The 19,372-nt window shown below is 75.1% G+C and carries 21 protein-coding genes; 2 read left to right on the top strand and 19 right to left on the bottom strand.

What is annotated here, in order from left to right:
- Nucleotide 1: 1 nt before the first annotated feature.
- Genes carA through pyrR form a run of 4 tightly spaced genes read right to left on the bottom strand, consistent with a single transcriptional unit; the run spans nt 2 to nt 4,066 of the window.
- Nucleotides 2–1,171, bottom strand: coding sequence for a glutamine-hydrolyzing carbamoyl-phosphate synthase small subunit (gene carA / locus ACI79D_RS15490; RefSeq protein ID WP_456919323.1), 1,170 nt, complete (start codon nt 1,169–1,171; stop codon nt 2–4).
- On the bottom strand, nt 1,168–2,454 hold the full coding sequence (locus ACI79D_RS15485; protein WP_456919322.1) for a dihydroorotase: 1,287 nt from the start codon (nt 2,452–2,454) through the stop codon (nt 1,168–1,170). Before ACI79D_RS15485 ends, carA begins: the two co-directional genes overlap by 4 nt.
- The gene (locus tag ACI79D_RS15480) at nt 2,451–3,371 is read right to left on the bottom strand and encodes an aspartate carbamoyltransferase catalytic subunit (protein WP_456919320.1); all 921 of its coding nucleotides are present in this window, start codon (nt 3,369–3,371) and stop codon (nt 2,451–2,453) included. The genes ACI79D_RS15485 and ACI79D_RS15480 overlap by 4 nt, the downstream gene beginning before the upstream one ends.
- Nucleotides 3,368–4,066 (bottom strand): bifunctional pyr operon transcriptional regulator/uracil phosphoribosyltransferase PyrR, encoded by a 699-nt coding sequence (gene pyrR / locus ACI79D_RS15475; RefSeq protein WP_456919319.1) that lies wholly within the window; start codon nt 4,064–4,066, stop codon nt 3,368–3,370. Before pyrR ends, ACI79D_RS15480 begins: the two co-directional genes overlap by 4 nt.
- Before the next feature lie 218 nt (nt 4,067–4,284).
- Between pyrR and bldD the strand changes: the two genes are divergently transcribed.
- Both bldD and ACI79D_RS15465 read left to right on the top strand, forming a co-directional pair.
- Nucleotides 4,285–4,836: a transcriptional regulator BldD gene (gene bldD / locus ACI79D_RS15470; protein ID WP_135142216.1), complete on the top strand. Its 552-nt coding sequence runs from the start codon at nt 4,285–4,287 to the stop codon at nt 4,834–4,836.
- A gap of 162 nt (nt 4,837–4,998) precedes the next feature.
- Nucleotides 4,999–5,157 carry a hypothetical protein gene (locus tag ACI79D_RS15465; protein ID WP_456919317.1) on the top strand — a complete coding sequence of 53 codons (159 nt, stop codon included), beginning with the start codon at nt 4,999–5,001 and terminating at the stop codon, nt 5,155–5,157.
- Between the two features lie 105 nt (nt 5,158–5,262).
- Here ACI79D_RS15465 and nusB read toward each other — a convergent pair whose 3' ends face one another.
- The 15 genes from nusB to ACI79D_RS15390 all read right to left on the bottom strand — a co-directional run bounded on the left by nusB (nt 5,263) and on the right by ACI79D_RS15390 (nt 19,358).
- Nucleotides 5,263–5,670 (bottom strand): transcription antitermination factor NusB, encoded by a 408-nt coding sequence (nusB, locus tag ACI79D_RS15460; RefSeq protein WP_456919316.1) that lies wholly within the window; start codon nt 5,668–5,670, stop codon nt 5,263–5,265.
- Between the two features lie 22 nt (nt 5,671–5,692).
- Nucleotides 5,693–6,253, bottom strand: a complete 561-nt coding sequence (efp, locus tag ACI79D_RS15455) for an elongation factor P (protein WP_456919315.1) — start codon at nt 6,251–6,253, stop codon at nt 5,693–5,695.
- A complete protein-coding gene (locus ACI79D_RS15450; RefSeq protein ID WP_456919313.1) occupies nt 6,254–7,354 on the bottom strand; it encodes a M24 family metallopeptidase in 1,101 nt (366 codons plus the stop codon).
- Entirely contained in the window at nt 7,351–7,785 is a 435-nt protein-coding gene (gene aroQ / locus ACI79D_RS15445) for a type II 3-dehydroquinate dehydratase (protein WP_456919312.1), read from the bottom strand. Before aroQ ends, ACI79D_RS15450 begins: the two co-directional genes overlap by 4 nt.
- Nucleotides 7,782–8,828 (bottom strand): 3-dehydroquinate synthase, encoded by a 1,047-nt coding sequence (gene aroB, locus ACI79D_RS15440; protein ID WP_456919311.1) that lies wholly within the window; start codon nt 8,826–8,828, stop codon nt 7,782–7,784. The genes aroQ and aroB overlap by 4 nt, the downstream gene beginning before the upstream one ends.
- 11 nt (nt 8,829–8,839) lie before the next feature.
- Nucleotides 8,840–9,409, bottom strand: coding sequence for a shikimate kinase (locus ACI79D_RS15435; RefSeq protein ID WP_456919309.1), 570 nt, complete (start codon nt 9,407–9,409; stop codon nt 8,840–8,842).
- Nucleotides 9,406–10,584: a chorismate synthase gene (gene aroC / locus ACI79D_RS15430; protein ID WP_456919308.1), complete on the bottom strand. Its 1,179-nt coding sequence runs from the start codon at nt 10,582–10,584 to the stop codon at nt 9,406–9,408. Before aroC ends, ACI79D_RS15435 begins: the two co-directional genes overlap by 4 nt.
- Nucleotides 10,585–10,666: 82 nt before the next feature.
- A complete protein-coding gene (locus ACI79D_RS15425) occupies nt 10,667–11,332 on the bottom strand; it encodes a prepilin peptidase (protein WP_456919306.1) in 666 nt (221 codons plus the stop codon).
- 5 nt (nt 11,333–11,337) lie between these two features.
- Nucleotides 11,338–12,162: a shikimate dehydrogenase gene (locus tag ACI79D_RS15420; protein ID WP_456919305.1), complete on the bottom strand. Its 825-nt coding sequence runs from the start codon at nt 12,160–12,162 to the stop codon at nt 11,338–11,340.
- Entirely contained in the window at nt 12,155–13,630 is a 1,476-nt protein-coding gene (gene mltG, locus ACI79D_RS15415; RefSeq protein WP_456919304.1) for an endolytic transglycosylase MltG, read from the bottom strand. The genes ACI79D_RS15420 and mltG overlap by 8 nt, the downstream gene beginning before the upstream one ends.
- An 86-nt stretch (nt 13,631–13,716) precedes the next feature.
- A complete protein-coding gene (gene ruvX, locus ACI79D_RS15410) occupies nt 13,717–14,397 on the bottom strand; it encodes a Holliday junction resolvase RuvX (protein ID WP_456919302.1) in 681 nt (226 codons plus the stop codon).
- A 6-nt stretch (nt 14,398–14,403) separates the two neighbouring features.
- Nucleotides 14,404–17,091 carry an alanine--tRNA ligase gene (alaS, locus tag ACI79D_RS15405; protein ID WP_456919301.1) on the bottom strand — a complete coding sequence of 896 codons (2,688 nt, stop codon included), beginning with the start codon at nt 17,089–17,091 and terminating at the stop codon, nt 14,404–14,406.
- A 53-nt stretch (nt 17,092–17,144) separates the two neighbouring features.
- Entirely contained in the window at nt 17,145–17,432 is a 288-nt protein-coding gene (locus ACI79D_RS15400) for a hypothetical protein (RefSeq protein ID WP_456919300.1), read from the bottom strand.
- The gene (locus ACI79D_RS15395; protein ID WP_456919299.1) at nt 17,432–17,857 is read right to left on the bottom strand and encodes a DUF948 domain-containing protein; all 426 of its coding nucleotides are present in this window, start codon (nt 17,855–17,857) and stop codon (nt 17,432–17,434) included. The genes ACI79D_RS15400 and ACI79D_RS15395 overlap by 1 nt, the downstream gene beginning before the upstream one ends.
- A 157-nt stretch (nt 17,858–18,014) precedes the next feature.
- Entirely contained in the window at nt 18,015–19,358 is a 1,344-nt protein-coding gene (locus tag ACI79D_RS15390; RefSeq protein WP_456919298.1) for a replication-associated recombination protein A, read from the bottom strand.
- Nucleotides 19,359–19,372 lie beyond the last annotated feature (14 nt).

Here is a 19,372-nt window from a genome sequence, read left to right as displayed (position 1 = left end):
GTCAGGCCTTCTCCCCCGTGCTGTGCGTGACCTGGGGCGGCGGCCCACCGGCGTGCCCGTCCCCGGTCCGGGCGGTCTCCATGAGGTCGACGAACCGGCCGAACAGCGGCGCCGCGTCGTGCGGGCCGGCGGCGGACTCGGGGTGGAACTGCACGCTGAACGCCGGGGCGTCCAGCAGGCGCAGGCCCTCGACGACGTCGTCGTTGAGACCCACGTGGCTGACCTCGACCCGCCCGTAGGGGGTGTCGGTCGGCCGGTCGAGCGGGGCGTCGACGGCGAAGCCGTGGTTGTGGCTGGTCACCCGGACCGTGCCGCTGACCCGGTCGAGCACCGGCTGGTTGAGGCCGCGGTGGCCGAAGCGCAGCTTGTAGGTGCCCAGGCCCAGCGCCCGGCCGAGGATCTGGTTGCCGAAGCAGATGCCGAACAGCGGGCGGCCGGCGTCGAGGACCCCGCGCACCGCCTCGACGGCGTAGTCCGCGGCGGCCGGGTCACCGGGGCCGTTGGAGAGGAACACCCCGTCGGGCCCGGCGGCGAGCAGGTCCTCGGCGGTGGCGGTGGCCGGCAGCACGTGCGTCTCGACGCCGAGCTCGGCCAGGTGCCGGGGGGTGGCGGTCTTGATGCCGAGGTCGAGCGCGGCGATGGTGAACCGCTTCTCCCCCACCGCCGGCACGACGTACGGGTCGTTGGCGGTGACCGCGGGCGCCAGGTCGGCGCCGGTCATGCTCTCCGAGGACCGCACCCGGGTGAGCAGCTCCTCGGCCGACAGCCCCTCGCTGCTGATGCCGGCGCGCATCGCACCGCGCTCGCGCAGGTGGCGGGTCAGCGCCCGGGTGTCGATCCCGCTGATGCCGACGACGCCCTGGGCGACCAGCTCGTCGTCCAGGCTGCCGGTGGCCCGCCAGTTGGCCGGGCGGCGGGCGGGGTCGCGGACGACGAACCCGGCCACCCACATGCGGCGGCTCTCGTCGTCCTCCTCGTTCACGCCGGTGTTGCCGATGTGCGGAGCGGTCATGACGACGATCTGCCGGGCGTAGCTGGGGTCGGTCAGCGTCTCCTGGTAGCCGGTCATGCCGGTGGCGAACACCGCCTCGCCCAGCGTCGTGCCGACCGCGCCGTAGGCCTCGCCGCGGAACGTCCTTCCGTCCTCGAGCACGAGGATCGCGTCTGTCAACGAACTGCCTTCCCGTCCAGAACGGTCGCCGTCCCCCGCAGGAACGTGGCGACCACCCGGCCGGGGAGCTCCCGGCCGGCATAGGGGCTGTTGCGGCTGCGGCTGGCCAGCGCGGCCGGGTCGACGGTGACCCGGGCGGCGGGGTCGAGCAGCAGCAGGTTGGCCGGCTCGCCGGGGGCGAGCGGGCGGCCGTGCCCGTCCAGGCGGCCGATGGCGGCCGGGCGGGCGGACATCCGGTCGGCGACGCCGCGCCAGTCGAGCAGGCCGGTGTCGACCATCGTGTCGACCACGACCGACAGCGCCTGCTCCAGCCCGAGCATCCCGGGCCGGGCCTGCGCCCACTCGCACTCCTTGTCCTCCACGGCGTGCGGGGCGTGGTCGGTGGCGACGGCGTCGATCGTGCCGTCGGCGAGCCCGGCCCGCAGCGCCTGCACGTCGGCGTCGGTGCGCAGCGGCGGGTTGACCTTGAACACGGGGTCGTAGCTCTCGGCGCACTCGTCGGTGAGCAGCAGGTGGTGCGGGGTGACCTCGGCGGTCACCTGCACCCCGCGCGACTTGGCCCAGCGCAGGATCTCCACCGAGCCCGCCGTCGAGACGTGGCAGACGTGCAGCCGCGCGCCCACGTGCTCGGCCAGCAGCACGTCGCGGGCGATGATCGCCTCCTCCGCCGCCGCGGGCCAGCCGGTGAGGCCGAGGCGGGCCGACCGGTCGCCCTCGTGCATCTGGGCGCCGACGGTCAGCCGCGGCTCCTCGGCGTGCTGCGCCACGACGCCGTCCAGGGCCTTCACGTACTCCAGCGCCCGGCGCATCAGCGCGGGGTCGGCGACGCAGTGCCCGTCGTCGGAGAACACCCGCACCCGCGCGGCGGAGTCGGCCATCGCGCCCAGCTCGGCCAGCCGCGCGCCGGCCAGCCCGACGGTCACCGCCCCGACCGGGACGACGTCGACCAGCCCGGCCTGCTGGCCCAGCCGCCACACCTGCTCCACGACGCCGGCGGTGTCGGCGACCGGATCGGTGTTGGCCATGGCGTGCACCGCGGTGTAGCCGCCCAGGGCCGCCGCCCGGCTGCCGGTCTCGACGGTCTCGGCGTCCTCCCGGCCGGGCTCGCGCAGGTGGGTGTGCAGATCGACCAGGCCGGGCAGGGCGATCAGGCCGGCGGCGTCGACGACGTCGGCGCCCGGGACCGACAGCGACTCGCCGATCGCGGCGATCCGGCCGTCCTCGACCAGGATGTCGGCGGCGTCCTCGCCGTAGGGGCGGGCCCCCGTGATCAGGACGGTCATGAGGGGGCGCCTCCCAGGAGCAGGTAGAGCACGGCCATGCGCACGGAGACCCCGTTGCCGACCTGCTCGACGATCGTGGAGCGGGCGGAGTCGGCCACCTCGGCGGCGATCTCCATCCCGCGGTTCATCGGGCCGGGGTGCATGACGATCGCGTCGTCGCCGAGCACCCCCATGCGGCGGGCGTCGAGCCCGTAGCGGCGGCTGTACTCCCGGGCGCTGGGGAAGTACGAGGCGTTCATCCGCTCGGCCTGGACGCGCAGCATCATCACGACGTCGGCCTTGGGCAGCACGGCGTCGAGGTCGTAGGAGACCTCCGCCGGCCAGCTCCCCACGCCGACCGGCAGCAGGGTCGGCGGGGCGACGAGGGTGACCTCCGCGCCGAGGGTGTGCAGCAGCCGCACGTTGGAGCGGGCCACCCGGCTGTGCAGGACGTCGCCGACGACGGCCACCCGCACGCCCTCCAGCCGGCCGAGCCGGTGCCGGATCGTGTAGGCGTCCAGCAGTGCCTGCGTGGGGTGCTCGTGGGTGCCGTCGCCGGCGTTCACGACGCTGCCGCGCACCCAGTGCGCCAGGCGGTGCGGCGCGCCCGAGGCGCTGTGCCGGACGACGACCGCGTCGGACCCCATCGCCTCCAGGGTCAGCGCGGTGTCCTTGAGGCTCTCGCCCTTGGAGACGCTGCTGCCCTTGGCCGAGAAGTTGATGACGTCGGCGGACAGCCGCTTGGCGGCCAGCTCGAAGGAGATGCGGGTGCGGGTGGAGTCCTCGTAGAAGAGGTTGACCACCGTGCGGCCGCGCAGCGTCGGCAGCTTCTTGACCTCGCGGCCGGCCAGCGCCTGCTCGATCTGCGCGGCGGTGTCCAGCACCAGGGTCGCGTCGGCGCGGTCGAGGTCGGCGGCCTCCAGCAGGTGGCGCTTCACGCTCTGCTCCCCTGGTCGGCTCCGCGGTCGCTCCGCTCCTCGCTCGCAGAGCTCGCTGCGATGCTCACTCCCTGTCGCCCTCCTGGCTCCTCCGTGAGCAGCACCTCGTCGGCGCCGTCCACCTCGGTGAGGTGGACGCGCACCTGCTGGGTGCGGGAGGTGGGCACGTTCTTGCCCACGTAGTCGGCACGGATCGGCAGCTCGCGGTGCCCGCGGTCCACCAGGACGGCGAGCCGCACCGCCCGCGGCCGGCCCAGGTCGCGCAGCGCGTCGAGCGCGGCCCGCACCGAGCGGCCGGAGTAGAGGACGTCGTCGACGAGCACGACCAGCCGGTCGTCGATGCCCGCCTCCGGCAGCGTCGTCGGCTCCAGCGCGCGGACGCCGCGCCGCCGCAGGTCGTCGCGGTAGAGGGTGATGTCGACGGTGCCGACGTCGACCGCCGTCCCGGAGAACGCCTCGATGCGGGCGGCCAGCCGGCGGGCCAGCGGGGCGCCGCGGGTGGGGATGCCGATCAGGACGACGTCGGACAGACCGCCGTCCGCGGAGTCGGGGCTGGCCGAGGCGGCACGCTCGATGACCTGGTGGGCCATCCGGTCGAGGACGCGGGCCACGTCGGCGGCGGAGAGGAGTGCTGCGGGGGGCGCACCGGCGGACGCCGGTGCCGGCTCCCGGGCAGGCTCGGGTGAACTGGCCATGGGGCCTCCTTCCCCGCCTCACGGGACGGGTCGTTAAAGGAGTGGTCGGACCGGGGCCGACGGTACTGCACGCCCGGATGTGACCCGCATCGCGGCTGGTTGGGCCACGATGTGGGGCCATTGCACCCGGAGGAGTGTCCTGGTGTCGCCGATCCGGCTCGACCAGTACGCTCCGTGACGACAACTCGCCCACGACGACGCACAGTGAGCAGGAAGCGATGAGCACCGACTACTCACGGGCCCTCGGTGCCCGGCTCCGCGCCATCCGCAACCAGCAGGGGCTCTCGCTCCAGGGAGTCGAGGACAAGTCGCACGGCCGCTGGAAGGCCGTCGTGGTCGGCTCGTACGAGCGCGGCGACCGCGCGGTGACCGTGCAGCGCCTGTCCGAGCTGGCCGTCTTCTACGGCGTGCCGGTCTCGGAGCTGCTGCCCGACCCGCGGCCCAGCTCGGCGGTCACCTCGACGACGAAGATCGTGCTCAACCTCGAGTCGCTGGGCTCGCTGCCCGCCGACGAGGCCGGACCGCTGGCCCGGTACGCCTCGACCATCCAGGCCCAGCGGCACGACTACAACGGCAAGGTGCTCTCCATCCGCGCGGAGGACCTCAAGTCGCTGGCGATCATCTACGACATGAGCCCCGACGAGCTGACCAGCCGGCTCATCGAGTGGGGGGTGCTCTCCCCCGGCATGGAGAGCGTCGTCGGCTTCGGCGGTGACGAGGACGAGGACGAGGTCAACCCCAACTGGGAGCGCCGCCGCTCCCCGCGCTGAGAGCGACCTCCTAAACGCGAGAGGCCCCCGACCCGTCGGTCGGGGGCCTCTCGCGCACCCGGGGTCCCTTCCCTGCGACCGCTCCTCCGCATTGGGGGATGGGAAGTGTCAGCAGGAGGTCCTAGCGTCCGCGGCGTCGCATCGACCGCCGAGGAGTCCGCCATGTCCCAGCCCGTCCCGGTCCCCGTCGTGCTGGACCGGGATCTCCTGCTCGCCGCGCGCCGGCGGGCCGCCCTGCGGCGCGTCCAGCGGCAGCGGTCCGCCGCCCGGGTCGCCGCCATGCTCGTGGCCGCCGGTCCCGGCCCCGATCTGCCGGGCTGAGGCCCGCCCCGGCGCTCGGCCCAGCAGTGGGCGGCGGCGCGACCCCGGAACGCGACAGGGCCCGCTCCGTCGATCGGAGCGGGCCCTATCGCGTCGGTGGTGCGGTCAGCTGGTCGGCAGCTCGGCCTCGAGGATGGCGCCCAGGACGCCGTTGACGTAGGCCGGCGAGTCGTCGGTGGACAGCCGCTTGGCCAGCTCCACCGCCTCGTCGATGACCACCGGGTCGGGGACGTCGTCGTCCCACAGCAGCTCGAAGACGGCCATCCGCAGGATGGCGCGGTCGACGTCGGGCAGCCGGTCGATCGACCAGCCGCGGGCGTGCCGGTCGATCAGCTCGTCGATGCGGGCGGCGTGCTCGACCACGCCCTCGACCAGCCGGACGGTGTGGTCGTTGACCGGCGGCTGCCCGGCGGCGACCTCCTCGGCCAGCTGCTCCCGCGGGTCCCGGCTCCGGAGGTCGGCGGCGTAGAGGACGTCGACCGCCCGCTTGCGCGCCTTGGACCGTGCAGCCATGCGACCTGCCCGCCCGCCCGCGTCAGTTGGCGCGGCCGAGGTACCGGCCGTCGCGGGTGTCGACCTTGAGCTTGTCGCCGGTGTTGACGAACAGCGGCACCTGGATCTGCGCGCCGGTCTCCAGGGTGGCGGGCTTGGTGCCGCCGGTGGAGCGGTCGCCCTGCAGGCCCGGGTCGGTGTGCTGCACGACCAGCTCCAGGGTCACCGGGAGCTCGACGTAGAGCGGGGTGCCCTCGTGGACGGCGACGACGGCCTCGGTGTTCTCCAGCAGGTAGTCCGCGCCGCCGCCGACGGTCTCGGCCGGCACGTGGATCTGGTCGTAGGTCTCGCCGTCCATGAAGACGAAGTCGGTGCCGTCCTTGTACAGGTACGTCATGTTCCGCTTGTCGACGGTGGCGGTGTCGACCTTGGTGCCGGCGTTGAAGGTCTTGTCGACGACCTTGCCCGAGAGCACGTTCTTCAGCGTGGTGCGGACGAACGCGCCGCCCTTGCCCGGCTTGACGTGCTGGAACTCGGTGACGGTCCAGAGCTGGCCGTCGAGGTTGAGGACCATGCCGTTCTTGAGGTCGTTGGTGGTAGCCATCTAGAGGACCAGCAGTTCCTTGCTCGTGAGGGTCAACAACTCCGGCTCGTCGTCCGTGACGACCAGCGTGTCCTCGATCCGGACACCGCCGTGGCCGGGCAGGTAGACGCCGGGCTCCACGGTGACGGCCATGCCGGCGGCCAGCGTACCCGCGCCGAGCTGGCCGATGCCCGGCGCCTCATGGATCTCCAGCCCGACCCCGTGGCCGAGGCCGTGGGGAAAGTGGTCGCCGTGGCCGGCGTCGGCGATGACGTCGCGCGCCGCCGCGTCGACCGCCACCACGTCGGCGCCGACCGCCAGCGCGGCCCGGCCGGCGGCCTGCGCCGCCGCGACCAGCTCGTACACCTCGCGCTGCCAGTCGGCCGCGTGCCCGAGGACGATCGTGCGGGTCATGTCGGAGTGGTACCCGTCGACGGTCGCGCCGAAGTCGAGCTTGAGGAAGTCGCCGGCCCGCAGCTCGGTGGTGTCGGGGCGGTGGTGCGGGATGGCCGAGTTCGCGCCGGTGGCCACGATCGTCTCGAACGACGGCGCCTCGGCGCCCATCGCCAGCATGCGGGCGTCGAGCTCGCGGCCGACCTGAAGCTCCGTGCGCCCCGGCCGCAGCGCGCCCTCGCCGGCGAGCTCGGCCAGCGCGGAGTCGGCCACGGCGCAGGCCCGGCGCAGCGCGTCGATCTCGTCGTCGTCCTTGACCGCCCGCTGCGCCTCGACGGCCCGGCGCACCGAGGCCAGCTCCGGCACGGCGCCCCCCGCGGCGGCGTCGGCCAGCACGCCCTCGAGCGCGCGCAGCCCGTCGACGGTGAGGTGGTGGCTCTCGTAGCCGATCCGGGCGGCCTTCCGGCGGACCGCCTCGCGGGCGAGGGAGGCGACGGTGGCGCGGTCCACGAGCAGCTCGACGTCGGGCACCTGGACGCCGGCCTGCGTGGTGTACCGGCCGTCGGTGCCGAAGACGTCCCCGCCATCGGTGCGCAGCAGCAGCGCGCCGTTGGAGCCGGTGAAGCCGGTCAGGTAGCGGACGTTGAGCAGGTTGGTCACCAGGACGGCGTCCAGCCCCTGCTCGGCGGCGGTCGCCCGCAGCGCGTCCCGTCGGGCGGCGTGGTTCACCGGTGACCTCGGGCGACCAGCCACTGCAGCGCCAGCACGTAGCCCTGCACGCCGAGGCCGGCGATGACGCCGTCGGCCACCCGGGAGACGTAGGAGAAGTGCCGGAACTCCTCCCGCTTGTGGATGTTGGTGATGTGCACCTCGACCAGCGGGCCGTTGAGCGCGGCCAGGGCGTCGTGCAGCACCACGGAGGTGTGCGACCACCCGCCGGGGTTGATCACCACGGCCTCGCCGGCGTCGGAGGCGGCGTGCACCCAGCCGAGCAGCTCGCCCTCGCTGTCGGTCTGCCGCACCCGTACCTCGACGCCGAGGTCCCGGCCGGTGCCCTCGAGCAGCTCGACCAGCTCGGCGTACGTCGTCGTCCCGTACTTCTCGGGCTCGCGCAGGCCGAGCCGGCCGAGGTTGGCGCCGTTGAGCACCTGGATCGTCACGCTTCCTCCGCTACTGCGGCCCACGCCGCGTCCAGCCAGGCCTGGTCCGGATCGGCCAGGATCCGCGGGTGGCCCAGCCCGTCGAGGACGACGAACCGCAGCGACGCCCCGCGGGCCTTCTTGTCCACCCGCATGACCGACTGCAGCCGCGTCCAGTCCCCGGCGTAGCGGGTCGGCAGCCCCATCGCGGCGACCAGCTCGCGGTGCCGGTCGACCTCGGCGCGGGTCAGCAGCCCGGCCTGCCCGGCCAGCTCGGCGGCGAACACCAGGCCGACGGCGACCGCCTCGCCGTGCCGCCAGCCGAAGTCCTCGACCCGCTCGATGGCGTGGGCGAGGGTGTGCCCGTAGTTGAGGAACTCGCGGCGGCCGGTGTCGAACAGGTCCTCGCCCACCGCCTCGGCCTTGACCCGCACCGCGCGCTCGATGAGCTCGACGGTGTCGCGGCGGCCGGTGGGGTCGGCCTCGAGCAGCTCGAGGACGGCGGCGTCGGCGATGAACCCGCACTTGACGACCTCGGCCAGCCCGGCGCGGAACTCCGCCTCCGGCAGCCCGGCGAGGACGTCGGTGTCGGCCAGCACCCCGGCCGGCGGGTGGAACGCCCCGACGAGGTTCTTGCCGGCGCCGGTGTTGATGCCGGTCTTCCCGCCGACGGCGGCGTCGACCATGCCCAGCAGGCTGGTCGGCAGGTGGACGACGCGGACGCCGCGGACCCAGGTGGCGGCGAGGAACCCGGCCAGGTCGGTGACCGCTCCCCCGCCGACCCCGACGACGGCGTCGGACCGGGTCAGCCCCAGGCGGCCGAACTCCTCCCAGGCGCGGGCGGCGACCTCGGCGGTCTTGGCGGCCTCCCCGTCGGGGACGACGACGGCCTCCGCGGCGACCCCGGCGGTCTGCAGCGTCTCCACCGCCGCGCCGGCGAGCCCGGCCAGCGGCGGGGCGTGGACGACGGCCGCCCGCGCGGTGCCGGCCAGCACCAGCCCCAGCTCGACCTGCGCCCCCGGCCCGATGACGACGTCGTAGGGCTTGCCGCCCGGGACGGTCACCCGCCGCAGCGTCATCGGTTGGTCCGCGTGCGCAGGGCGGCGGCGACGTCGGCGATCACGTCGCCGGGCTCACGGCCGCCGGTGGGGACGCGCAGCGAGGCCACCTCCTCGTACAGCGGTGCCCGTGCCAGCAGCAGGTTGCGCAGCGTGGCCCGGGGGTTCATGCCCAGCACCGGGCGGGTGCGGCCCAGGCCCACGCGCTCGGCCGCGGAGGAGAGGTCGACGTCCAGCCACACGACCGTGCCGCCGGCCCGGCCGTAGCCGACCAGCAGCTCCCGCGTCGCGGCGCTGAGCACCGCTCCGCCGCCGAGGGCCAGGACGCCCTCGTGCGCGCCGAGCGCCCGGGCCACGGCCTGCTCCTCGAGGGAGCGGAAGAACGGCTCGCCGCGCTCGACGAACAGGTCGGCGACGGTCTGCCCGGTGACGTCCTCGATGTCGGCGTCGGTGTCGCGGAAGGGGACGCCGAGCATCTCGGCGACCGCCGTGCCGACGGTGGTCTTGCCCGACGACGGCGGGCCGACGAGGACCAGGACGGGGCGGGTCGTCGGGTCGGCGGGGGTCCCGGGTTCGGCGGGGGTCAACGGATCGCCAGCGCGTCGAGGTAGGCCTGCGCGTTGCGGCGGGTCTCGGTCAGCGAGTCGCCGCCAAACTTCTCCAGCGCGGCGTCGGCCAGCACGAGGGCCACCATCGCCTCCATGACGACGGCGCCGCGGGGCACCGCGCACGCGTCGCTGCGCTGGTTGATCGCGACCGCCGGCTCACCGGTGGCGACGTCGACGGTGGACAGCGCCCGCGGGACGGTCGAGATCGGCTTCATCGCCGCACGGACCCGCAGCACCTCGCCGTTGGTCATACCGCCCTCGATGCCGCCGGCGCGGTCGGTGGTCCGCTGGACCCGGCCGTCGGCGAGCACGATCTCGTCGTGGGCGACCGACCCGCGGCGCCGGGCGGTCTCCAGGCCGTCGCCGACCTCGACCGCCTTCACCGACTGCACGCCCATCAGGGCGGCGGCCAGCCGGGAGTCCAGCCGGCGGTCCCAGTGCACGTGGCTGCCCAGGCCCGGCGGCAGGCCGTGGACGACGACCTCGATGACCCCGCCGAGGGTGTCGCCGTTCTTCCGGGCGTCGTCGACCTCGGCGACCATCAGCTCACTGGTGGCCGGGTCGGCGCAGCGGACCGGGTCCTCGTCGATCCGGGGGTTGTCCTGCGGGCCGGGGACGAGGCCGTCGGGCGCGACGACCGGCCCGATGCCGACCACGTGGCTGACGACCTCGGCGTCGAGCACCTGGCGCAGGAACGCGCGGGCGACCGCACCGAGGGCGACGCGGGCGGCGGTCTCCCGCGCGCTGGCCCGCTCCAGCACCGGACGGGCGTCGTCGAAGCCGTACTTCTGCATGCCGGCAAGGTCGGCGTGGCCGGGGCGCGGCCGGGTGAGGGGCGCGTTGCGGGCCTGGCCCGCGAGCACCTCGGGGTCGACCGGGTCGGCCGACATCACCGTCTCCCACTTGGGCCACTCGGTGTTGCCGACCTGGACGGCGATCGGCCCGCCCTGCGTCAGGCCGTGGCGCACCCCGCCGGTCAGCGTGACGACGTCCTGCTCGAAGGACATCCGCGCGCCGCGGCCGTGGCCGAGCCGGCGACGGGCCAGGTCGACGTCGAGGTCGGAGGTCTGCACCCGCACGCCGGCGGGCAGGCCCTCGAGGATGGCGGTGAGCTGCTGGCCGTGCGACTCACCGGCGGTCAGCCAGCGCAACATGCCCCGGAGTGTAGAAGGACCGCCGTCCACCCCTTCCCGCGCAGGCTCGGGCGGGCCCCTGGAGGGTGGCCGTCGCAGCTCGTCACCAGGGGCCCTCCAGAGCCAGCGCGAGCGCCGCCCCGACCAGCAGCGGCGGTCCGAACGGCAGCGCGGTGCGCCACCCGGCCCGGCGGGTTGCCAGCAGCGCCAGGGACACCGCGGCGCCGGTGAGCAGGCCGAGGAACACCCCGGCCAGCAGCGCGCCCCAGCCCACCCAGCCGAGCACCAGCCCGAGCAGGCCCAGCAGCTTCACGTCGCCGTAGCCGAGCCCCTGCGGCGAGGCCAGCGCGCCGAGGGCGGCCAGCCCGAACGCGACGGCCGCCGCCAGCACCGCGCGCAGCAGCGCCGGCCACGTGCCCAGCACGGCCGCGTCGGCCAGCAGGGCGGCGCCGACCACGGCGTACGCGGGGAAGGTGACCCGGTCGGGCAACCGGTGGACGGCGAGGTCCACCCCGGCCAGCACGACCCCTGCCGCGGCGGCCCACGCGAGACCGGCCGTGGCCGGACGCAGCCCCGCGAGGAGCAGCACCCCGGCGAACGCCGCGCCGAGCAGCCCGCAGGTCAGCGCCGTCCGCCCCGGCCCGGCCGACGCCGCGTCGTCCCGGTGCGCCAGGCGGACGGTGCAGCGGGCCAGCCACGGCCCGAGCGCCAGCGCCGGGACGGCGGCCAGCACCGCGACGACGGCGCCCGGGAGCTCCCCGACCGGCACCGGGGTCAGCGGGTGTCGAGCGCCGCGCGCATCGCCTCGATCGGCGCGGGGTGCCCGGTCATCAGCTCCACCTGCGCGGTGGCCTGCCAGAACAGCACGTCCAGGCCGCCGACGACGGTGCCGCCGGCCTCCTGCACGCGCTGCGCCAGCGGGGTGGGCCACGGGTCGTAGAGCACGTCGAGGACGGTCTGCCCGGCCCGCCACGGCAACGAGGACACGACCGGCTGCCCGCCGACCGGCACGGTGCTCACCACGACCGAGGCGTCGACGACCGCGCCCTCCAGCGAGCGCACCGTCGTGGGCACGTCCAGGGTCTCCAGCACCCGCAGCAGGTCGAACGCCCGCGCGGGCTGCCGGACGACGACGTCCACGTGCTGGGCTCCCAGCGAGGCCAGCGCGACCGCGGCGGCGGCCGCCGTGCCCCCGGCCCCGACGATCGCCGCCCGGTCCACCTGCTCGACGCCGGCCAGCTGCAGGGCCATGCCGATGCCGGTGACGTCGGTGTTCTCCGCCCGCCACCCGGCCTCGGTGCGGACCAGCGTGTTCGCCGCGTGCAGCAGCTGCGGGAGCGGGTCGACGACGTCGGCGACGTCCACGGCGGCCTGCTTGCACGGCATGGTGACCGAGAAGCCGCGCCACTCCTCCCCGAGCCCGGCGAGCAGGACCGGCAGGTCCTCCGCGCCGATGTCCAGCGCGTCGTAGGTCCAGTCGGTCAGCCCGAGCGCCGCGTACGCCGCCCGGTGCAGCAGCGGGGACAGCGAGTGCCCCACCGGGCGGCCGAGGACCGCCGCCCGGTGGGTGCCGTGCTGCCGCGTCCCCCCGTCAGCCACCGCAGCCGAGGCCGGCGCTGGCGCAGCGCTCCCGGGCCGCCTGGAACTCCGCGTAGTCGGCGGTGAAGAAGTGGTGGCCGTCGGCGTTCTCCAGCACGTAGTACAGGAGGTCCCCGGACGACGGCGCCAGGGCCGCCTCGAGGCTGGCCTCACCCGGCGAGCTGATCGGCGTCGGCGGGAGGCCGGCGCGGGTCCGGGTGTTGTACGGGCTGTCGGTCTGCAGGTCGTCGACGGTCAGCTCGTTGCCGTTCTTCTGCAGGCCGTACGCCAGCGCCGCGTCGACCCCGAGCGGGATGCCCTGGCCCAGCCGGTTGTAGACGACCTGGGCGACGTCGGTCCGCTCCTCGTCCAGCCGGGTCTCCGACTGGACCATGGAGGCCACGGTGACCACGTCGTGCACCGACCGGCCGGCGGCCGCGGCCCGCTGCTCGAGCTGCAGGCCGTTCGCCGTCTCGGTGAACTTCGCGACCATCGCGCGCAGCATGTCGACCGGCTCGTCGTCCGGGGTGAAGTCGTAGGTGGCCGGGAAGAGATAGCCCTCCAGGGTCCCGTTCGCGTAGGCCGGCAGGCCCAGGGCGGCGGGGTCGGCCGCCGCGGCCTGCACCTCCTCCAGCGGGGTCTGGGTGGCCTCGGCGAGCCGCTCCAGGACCGCCTGCACGGTGAAGCCCTCGGGGATGGTCACCCGCGAGAACAGCCGGGTGGCCGGGTCGAGCAGCAGGTCGAGCGCCGCCTGGCCGCTCATCTGCGACCGCATGGCGTAGACGCCGGGTTGGATTCCGGTCGCCGCCGGCTCGGTCTCGGCGGCCTCGATGAACGGGCCGACCGAGGCGATGACGCCGTCGTCGACGAGGGTCCGGCCGATGTCGCTGAGGGTGTCGCCCACCGCGATGCGCACCTCGACGCTGCCGGTGCCCTGCCCCGCGAAGTCCTCGCTGGGCGGGTTGACCAGGTTGATCAGCGCCTTGCCGCCGACGACGATGCCGGCGACCAGACCGGCCAGCACGACCAGCGACAGGACGACGGCCAGCGGGCTGCGCCGCCCGCCTCGGCCGCCCCGGCGCCCGCCGTCGCCGTCGCCGTCCCGCCGGCGCCGGGAGCGGCGCGGGTCGTCGGACCCGGCGGCGCCGATCACCTCGAGGCCGCCGGTGGCGTCGTCGTCCTCGTCCCAGCCGTGCAGGTCGCGGTCGGCGGTGCCCTCGTCGTCGGAGGGATCGCCGGGCACGGCCGGCTGCGCGCCGAGGGGCTGGGCCACGGTCTGGTCGTCGTCGGCCGCGTCGGCGCGCCGCGGCATGCGCGACCAGGCGCCCGCCGGCCGCGGTGGGAGGTCCGGCAGCGGGGCCGAGGGGTGCGTCGAGCCCTCCTCGTCCCGGGAGGCGGTCAGCCGGGGCAGTCCGCCGCCGGGACCGGGCAGCGGGCCGGTGCTGCGGTCGCCGGGGGCGGCGGCGCGGCCGCCCGGGGAGCGCGGCATCGAGGCCATCCACGCCGTGGCGGGGACGCCGCTCGGGAGGTCCGGGGACGCGTGCCGACCCCGCCGCGAGGACGGGGTCGGACCCGTCACGACTGCTCCCGCTGGGCGTCCAGATAGGCCTGGAGGATGACCACGGCGGCGGCCTGGTCGATCACCGAGCGCTGCTGTCGGCTGTCGAGACCGTTCGCCCGGAGGGAACTGGCTGCGGTCACGGTGGAGAGCCTTTCGTCGACGAGGTGCACGGGCACGGAGCCGATGCGCCCGGCGAGTGCCCGAGAGTAAGCACGTGCCTCCCGCGCAGAGGCGCCCGACGCTCCCGAGAGGTGCCTCGGCTCCCCCACGATCACCTCTGTCACCTCGTGTTCCACGACGAGGTCGGCGATGCGGTCCAGGTCGGACTCGTCGCGCCGGCGCTGGACGGTCTCCAGCGGGCTGGCCAGGGTGCCCGTCGGGTCGGAGATCGCCACCCCCACCCGCACCGTGCCGACGTCGATGCCCAGCCGCCGGCCCTGCTTCGGTCGGCGCGGCGGGATCGGCAGGCCGCCCGGCAGCCCGCCGGACAGGTCGATCTGCGCCGTCTCGTGGCGCACCGGCGGGAAGCCGGCGGTCAGGTCGATGGCCTCGGTGCTGTGGTGGCCCGGCTCCTGCGGCGCAGCCGGCGGGGCCGGGCGCGGGCGGGCCGGCGGCGGGGGCACCGCCGGGCGGCGCACCCGCCGCTCGCCCACCGGGCCGGTCTCGTCGGGGCTGGGGTACTGGGGTCCGGCCACGCCTGCCTACCTCCCTGCGGCGGTCGCGACCGCCTGTTCGCCGGCCTGCAGGGCCGCTGGGATGCCCGCGGGGTCGGTACCGCCCCCCTGGGCCACGTCTGCCTTCCCGCCGCCCTTGCCGCCCACCTGGGCGGCGGCGACCCGGACCAGGTCGCCGGCGGAGAGCCCCCGCTGCACGGCGGCCGGGTTGAGGGCCGCCACGACGGCCACCTTGCCCGCCGTCTCCGACGCGAGCAAGACCACCGCCGGCCGGTCGCCGGGCAGCCGCCCGCGCACGTCGAGGGTCAGCGTGCGCAGGTCCCCGCCCGCCAGTCCACCCGGCGCGCCGGTGACCACGGAGATGCCGTTGACGTCCCGCGCCCCGGCGGCCAGCTCCCCCGCCGCGGCGAGGGTCTGCTGCGCGCGCAGCTCGGCCAGCTCCTTGTCCACGTCCCGCAGCCGGGCGAGCATGCCGCTCACCCGCTCGACCAGGTTGTCGGTCGGCGTCTTGAGCACCTCGCCGAGCTGCCGGACGAGGTCGCGCTCGCGGGCCAGGTAGCGGAAGCCCTCCAGACCGACGACGGCCTCCACGCGGCGGGAGCCGGAGCCCACCGACGACTCGCCGGTCAGCGCCAGCGTGCCGATCTGCGCGCTGCCCTGGACGTGGGTGCCACCGCACAGCTCGCGCGACCACGGGCCGCCGATCTCCACGACCCGGACCTGCTCGCCGTAGGTCTCCCCGAACAGCGCCAGCGCGCCGATGGCCTGCGCCTCGGGCAGCGTCATGTAGTTGGCGGTGACCTTGTGGTCGGCGCGGACCGCGGCGTTGGCGACGTCCTCGATGTCGTGCCGCTGCTGCTGGGTGAGCGCGCCCTGCCAGGCGAAGTCCAGCCGCAGGTAGCCGGGGCGGTTGTAGGAGCCCGACTGCAGCGCCTGCGGGCCGAGCACCTGGCGCAGCGCGGCGTGCACCACGTGGGTGCCCGAGTGCGCCTGGCAGGCCGACAGCCGCCACTCGCGGTCGACCTCGGCGACCAGCTCGGCGCCCTCGCGCAGCTCGCCCTCCAGAACCCGCACCTGGTGGGCGACCAGGCTCTTGACCGGCCGCTGCACGTCGAGCACCTCGGCGCGGCCGCCGTCCCAGGTCAGGACGCCGGCGTCGGCGACCTGGCCGCCGGACTCGGCGTAGAACGGCGTGCGGTCGAGCACCACCCGGGTGACCTCGCCGGGACCGGCCGGGGCGACCTCGGCCCCCTCCTCCGCGGCGAGGTCGGAGACCAGGCCGAGCACGCGCGAGTCGGTCCGCAGCGTGTCGTAGGCACGCCAGTCGGTGGGCCCGTGGTCGGCGAGCAGCCGCCGGTAGGCCAGGACGTCGACCGAGCCGGTCTTCTTGGCGCGGGCGTCGGCGCGGGCCCGGTCGCGCTGCTGCTGCATGAGGGCCCGGAAGCCCTCCTCGTCGACGCTGACGCCCTGCTCGGTGGCCATCTCGAGGGTGACGTCGATCGGGAAGCCGTAGGTGTCGTGCAGCGAGAAGGCCTGCTCCCCCGACAGCTCCGGCGTCCCGGCCCGCTTGGCCTGGGCGACGGCGGTGTCGAACAGCGTCGTCCCGGCGGCGAGGGTGCGCCGGAACGCCTCCTCCTCGGCGTAGGCGACGCTGGAGATGCGCGCGAAGTCGGTCTCCAGCTCCGGGTAGCTGGCCTTCATCGCGTCGCGGGAGACCGGCAGCAGCTCGGGCAGGGTGGCCTCGTCGACGCCGAGCAGCCGCATCGAGCGGACGGCGCGGCGCAGCAGCCGGCGCAGGATGTAGCCGCGGCCCTCGTTGCCCGGCGTCACGCCGTCCCCGATGAGCATCAGGCCGCTGCGGACGTGGTCGGCGACCACGCGCAGCCGGACGTCGTCCTCGTGATCGCGGCCGTAGGTCACGCCGGCCAGGTCGGCCGCGCGGCGCAGCACCGGGGCGACCTCGTCGATCTCGTAGAGGTTGTTCACCCCCTGGAGCAGGTAGGCCACCCGCTCCAGGCCCATGCCGGTGTCGATGTTCTTCTTCGGCAGGTCGCCGACGATGCGGAACTCCTCCTTGGACCGCACGTCGTCGAGCTGGTACTGCATGAAGACGAGGTTCCAGATCTCGAGGAACCGGTCCTCGTCGACCACCGGACCGCCGTCGGCGCCGTGCTCGGGCCCGCGGTCGTAGTAGATCTCGCTGCACGGGCCGCCCGGTCCGGGCTGGCCGGTGTGCCAGTAGTTGTCCTTCAGCCCCCGGCGCTGGATCCGCTCCTCGGGCAGCCCGGCGATGCGCTTCCACGCGTCGGCCGCCTCGTCGTCGTCCAGGTAGACGGTGACCCAGATGCGCTCCGGGTCGAAGCCGAGCCCGCCGTCGGCCACCGGGCCGGTGACCAGGTCCCAGGCGTGCTGGATGGCCCCCTCCTTGAAGTAGTCCCCGAAGGAGAAGTTGCCGTTCATCTGGAAGAACGTGCCGTGGCGGGTGGTCTTGCCCACCTCCTCGATGTCGAGGGTGCGCACGCACTTCTGCACGCTGGTGGCCCGCGGGTAGGGCGCGGGCTCGCGGCCGGTCAGGTACGGGATGAACGGCACCATCCCGGCCACCGTGAACAGCAGGGACGGGTCCGGCGAGACCAGCGAGGCGCTGGGGACGACGGTGTGGCCGCGCGCGGCGAAGTGCTCCAGGAAGCGGCGGCGGATCTCGGCGGTCTGCATGTCCTACTCGGTCGGAAGAGGGCGGGACGGTCGGCCCCGCGGGCGGGAGGGGGTCAGGAGTCGGCGGCGTGCGCGCCCCGGCGGTAGGGCAGCTGGGCCGGCCGGCCGTCGGGCAGCGGGGCGTCCAGGCCGGTGCCGGCGCGCAGCTCCTGCTCCCGCGCGCTGGCGGCGGCCCGGACGTCGGCCCCGAACTCGCCGATCGCGTCGGCGAGGTCGCGCAGGCCCTCGACCAGGGCGCCCGCGATGCCCTGCGGGGTCAGCTTCTCCGCCGCCCGCGACAGCTTGCGGACGACGAGGGCCCCGATGGTGATGCCCATGGCGAGCCAGAACAGCCGGCGCATCAGGCGGCCCGCCGGGCGGCGCGGCGCGCGCGGCGCTCGTCCTTGTCGCGGCGGGCGGCCTCGGCGATCGCCTGGCCCTCCCGCTTCTTCTTCGCCGCGCTGCGGACGCCGTAGCTGAACGCGGCGACCTTGATCAGCGGGCTGCCGAGGGTCGCGGCGACGACGCTGGTGAGGGCGGCGACGTTGCTGGAGACGTTGGCGGCGTTGCCGGTGATGTCGTCGACCCGCTCCAGGTTGCTGTTGACGTGCGCGACCGTGGTCGAGGCCTGGCTCAGGATCGGCGCGCTCTGCTCCCGCGTCTGGCGGATGGTCAGGGTCGCCTCGTCCAGCGTGCGTCCCAGCTTGAGGATCGGGACGGCGAGCAGCAGCACCAGCAGCACCAGCGCCAGCGCTGCGATCAATCCGGCCCACTCTCCTGCGGTCACGCGCGGGTCTCCTGTTCCTCGGCTGTCTCGTCCGGAACCGGGCTGCGCCCGGGGCTCCCGGCGGGCGTCGGCCCGGCGTGGTCACAGTAGTCGCGGCCGCAGACCGCCGTCCGCGCACCGCCGGAGCCCGGCGGCGGTGGCTGGACGGTGCCGCCGGTCAGGCCCGGCGCCCCGGCTGTCGTCTGACGATCGCCCGCAGCTTGCCCAGCCGAGCCGCGATCGGGCCCTCGGCTCCGCGGCTGGTGGGCCGGTAGTAGTCGCGACCGACCAGGGCGTCCGGCGGGTACTGCTGCGGCACGATCCCGTCGGGCGCGTCGTGCGGGTAGCTGTAGGACGTGCCGTGGCCGAGCTTCTTCGCCCCGGCGTAGTGGGCGTCGCGCAGCCCCGGCGGCACCGGCCCGCCGAGGCCGGCCCGCACGTCGGCGACCGACTCGCCGATGGCCACGGTGACCGCGTTGGACTTCGGTGCGGTGGCCAGGTGGACCACGGCGTGCGCCAGCGGGAAGTGGCCCTCCGGCATGCCGATGAACTGCACGGCCTGCATCGCGGCGACCGCGGTCTGCAGTGCCGTCGGGTCGGCCAGGCCGATGTCCTCGCTCGCCGAGATGATCAGCCGGCGGGCGATGAAGCGGGGGTCCTCCCCCGCCTCCACCATCCGCGCCAGGTAGTGCAGGGCGGCGTCGACGTCGCTGCCGCGAATCGACTTGATCAGCGCGCTGGCGACGTCGTAGTGCTGGTCGCCCTGGCGGTCGTAGCGCACCGCGGCCTGGGCGACCGCCGTCTCGAGGGTGACCAGGTCGATCTCGGCCAGCTCGGCGGCCAGCGCGGCGCCGGCGCCGGACTCCAGCGCCGTCAGCGCCTTGCGGCCGTCGCCGCCGGCGATGCGGACGAGGTGCTCCTCGGCCTCGCTGCTCAGCGTGACCGCGCCGTCGAGCCCGCGGTCGCTGGTGAGCGCGCGGCGCAGCAGCGTGCGGACGTCGTCGTCGGAGAGCGGCTGCAGCGCCAGCACCAGGGACCGCGAGAGCAGCGGGCTGACCACCGAGAAGAACGGGTTCTCGGTGGTGGCGGCGATCAGGCTGACGATGCGGTCCTCCACCGCGGACAGCAGCGAGTCCTGCTGGGTCTTGGAGAAGCGGTGCACCTCGTCGATGAACAGCACCGTGCGCCGCCCGGCGTAGGTCAGCTCCCGCTTCGCCGCCGAGATGACCGCCCGGACCTCCTTGACCCCGGAGTCCAGGGCCGACAGCTGCACGAACTGGCGCTTGGTGGCCAGCGAGATGACGTGCGCCAGCGTCGTCTTGCCGGTGCCCGGCGGGCCGTAGAGGACCAGGGACATCGGCTCGTCGCCCTCGACCAGGCGGCGCAGCGGCGCGCGCGGGCCGAGCAGGTGCTGCTGGCCGACGACCTCGTCGAGGGACCGCGGCCGCATGCGCACGGCCAGCGGGGCGCCGGGGTCGACGGCGACGGCCTCCGCAGGCGCCTCGTCGAACAGCGAACTCACGGTTGCGACGCTAC

Source organism: Geodermatophilus sp. SYSU D00708 (assembly GCF_054050115.1).
Note: the sequence above shows the minus strand (reverse complement) of the source record. Positions and strands in the feature narration are given on the sequence as shown.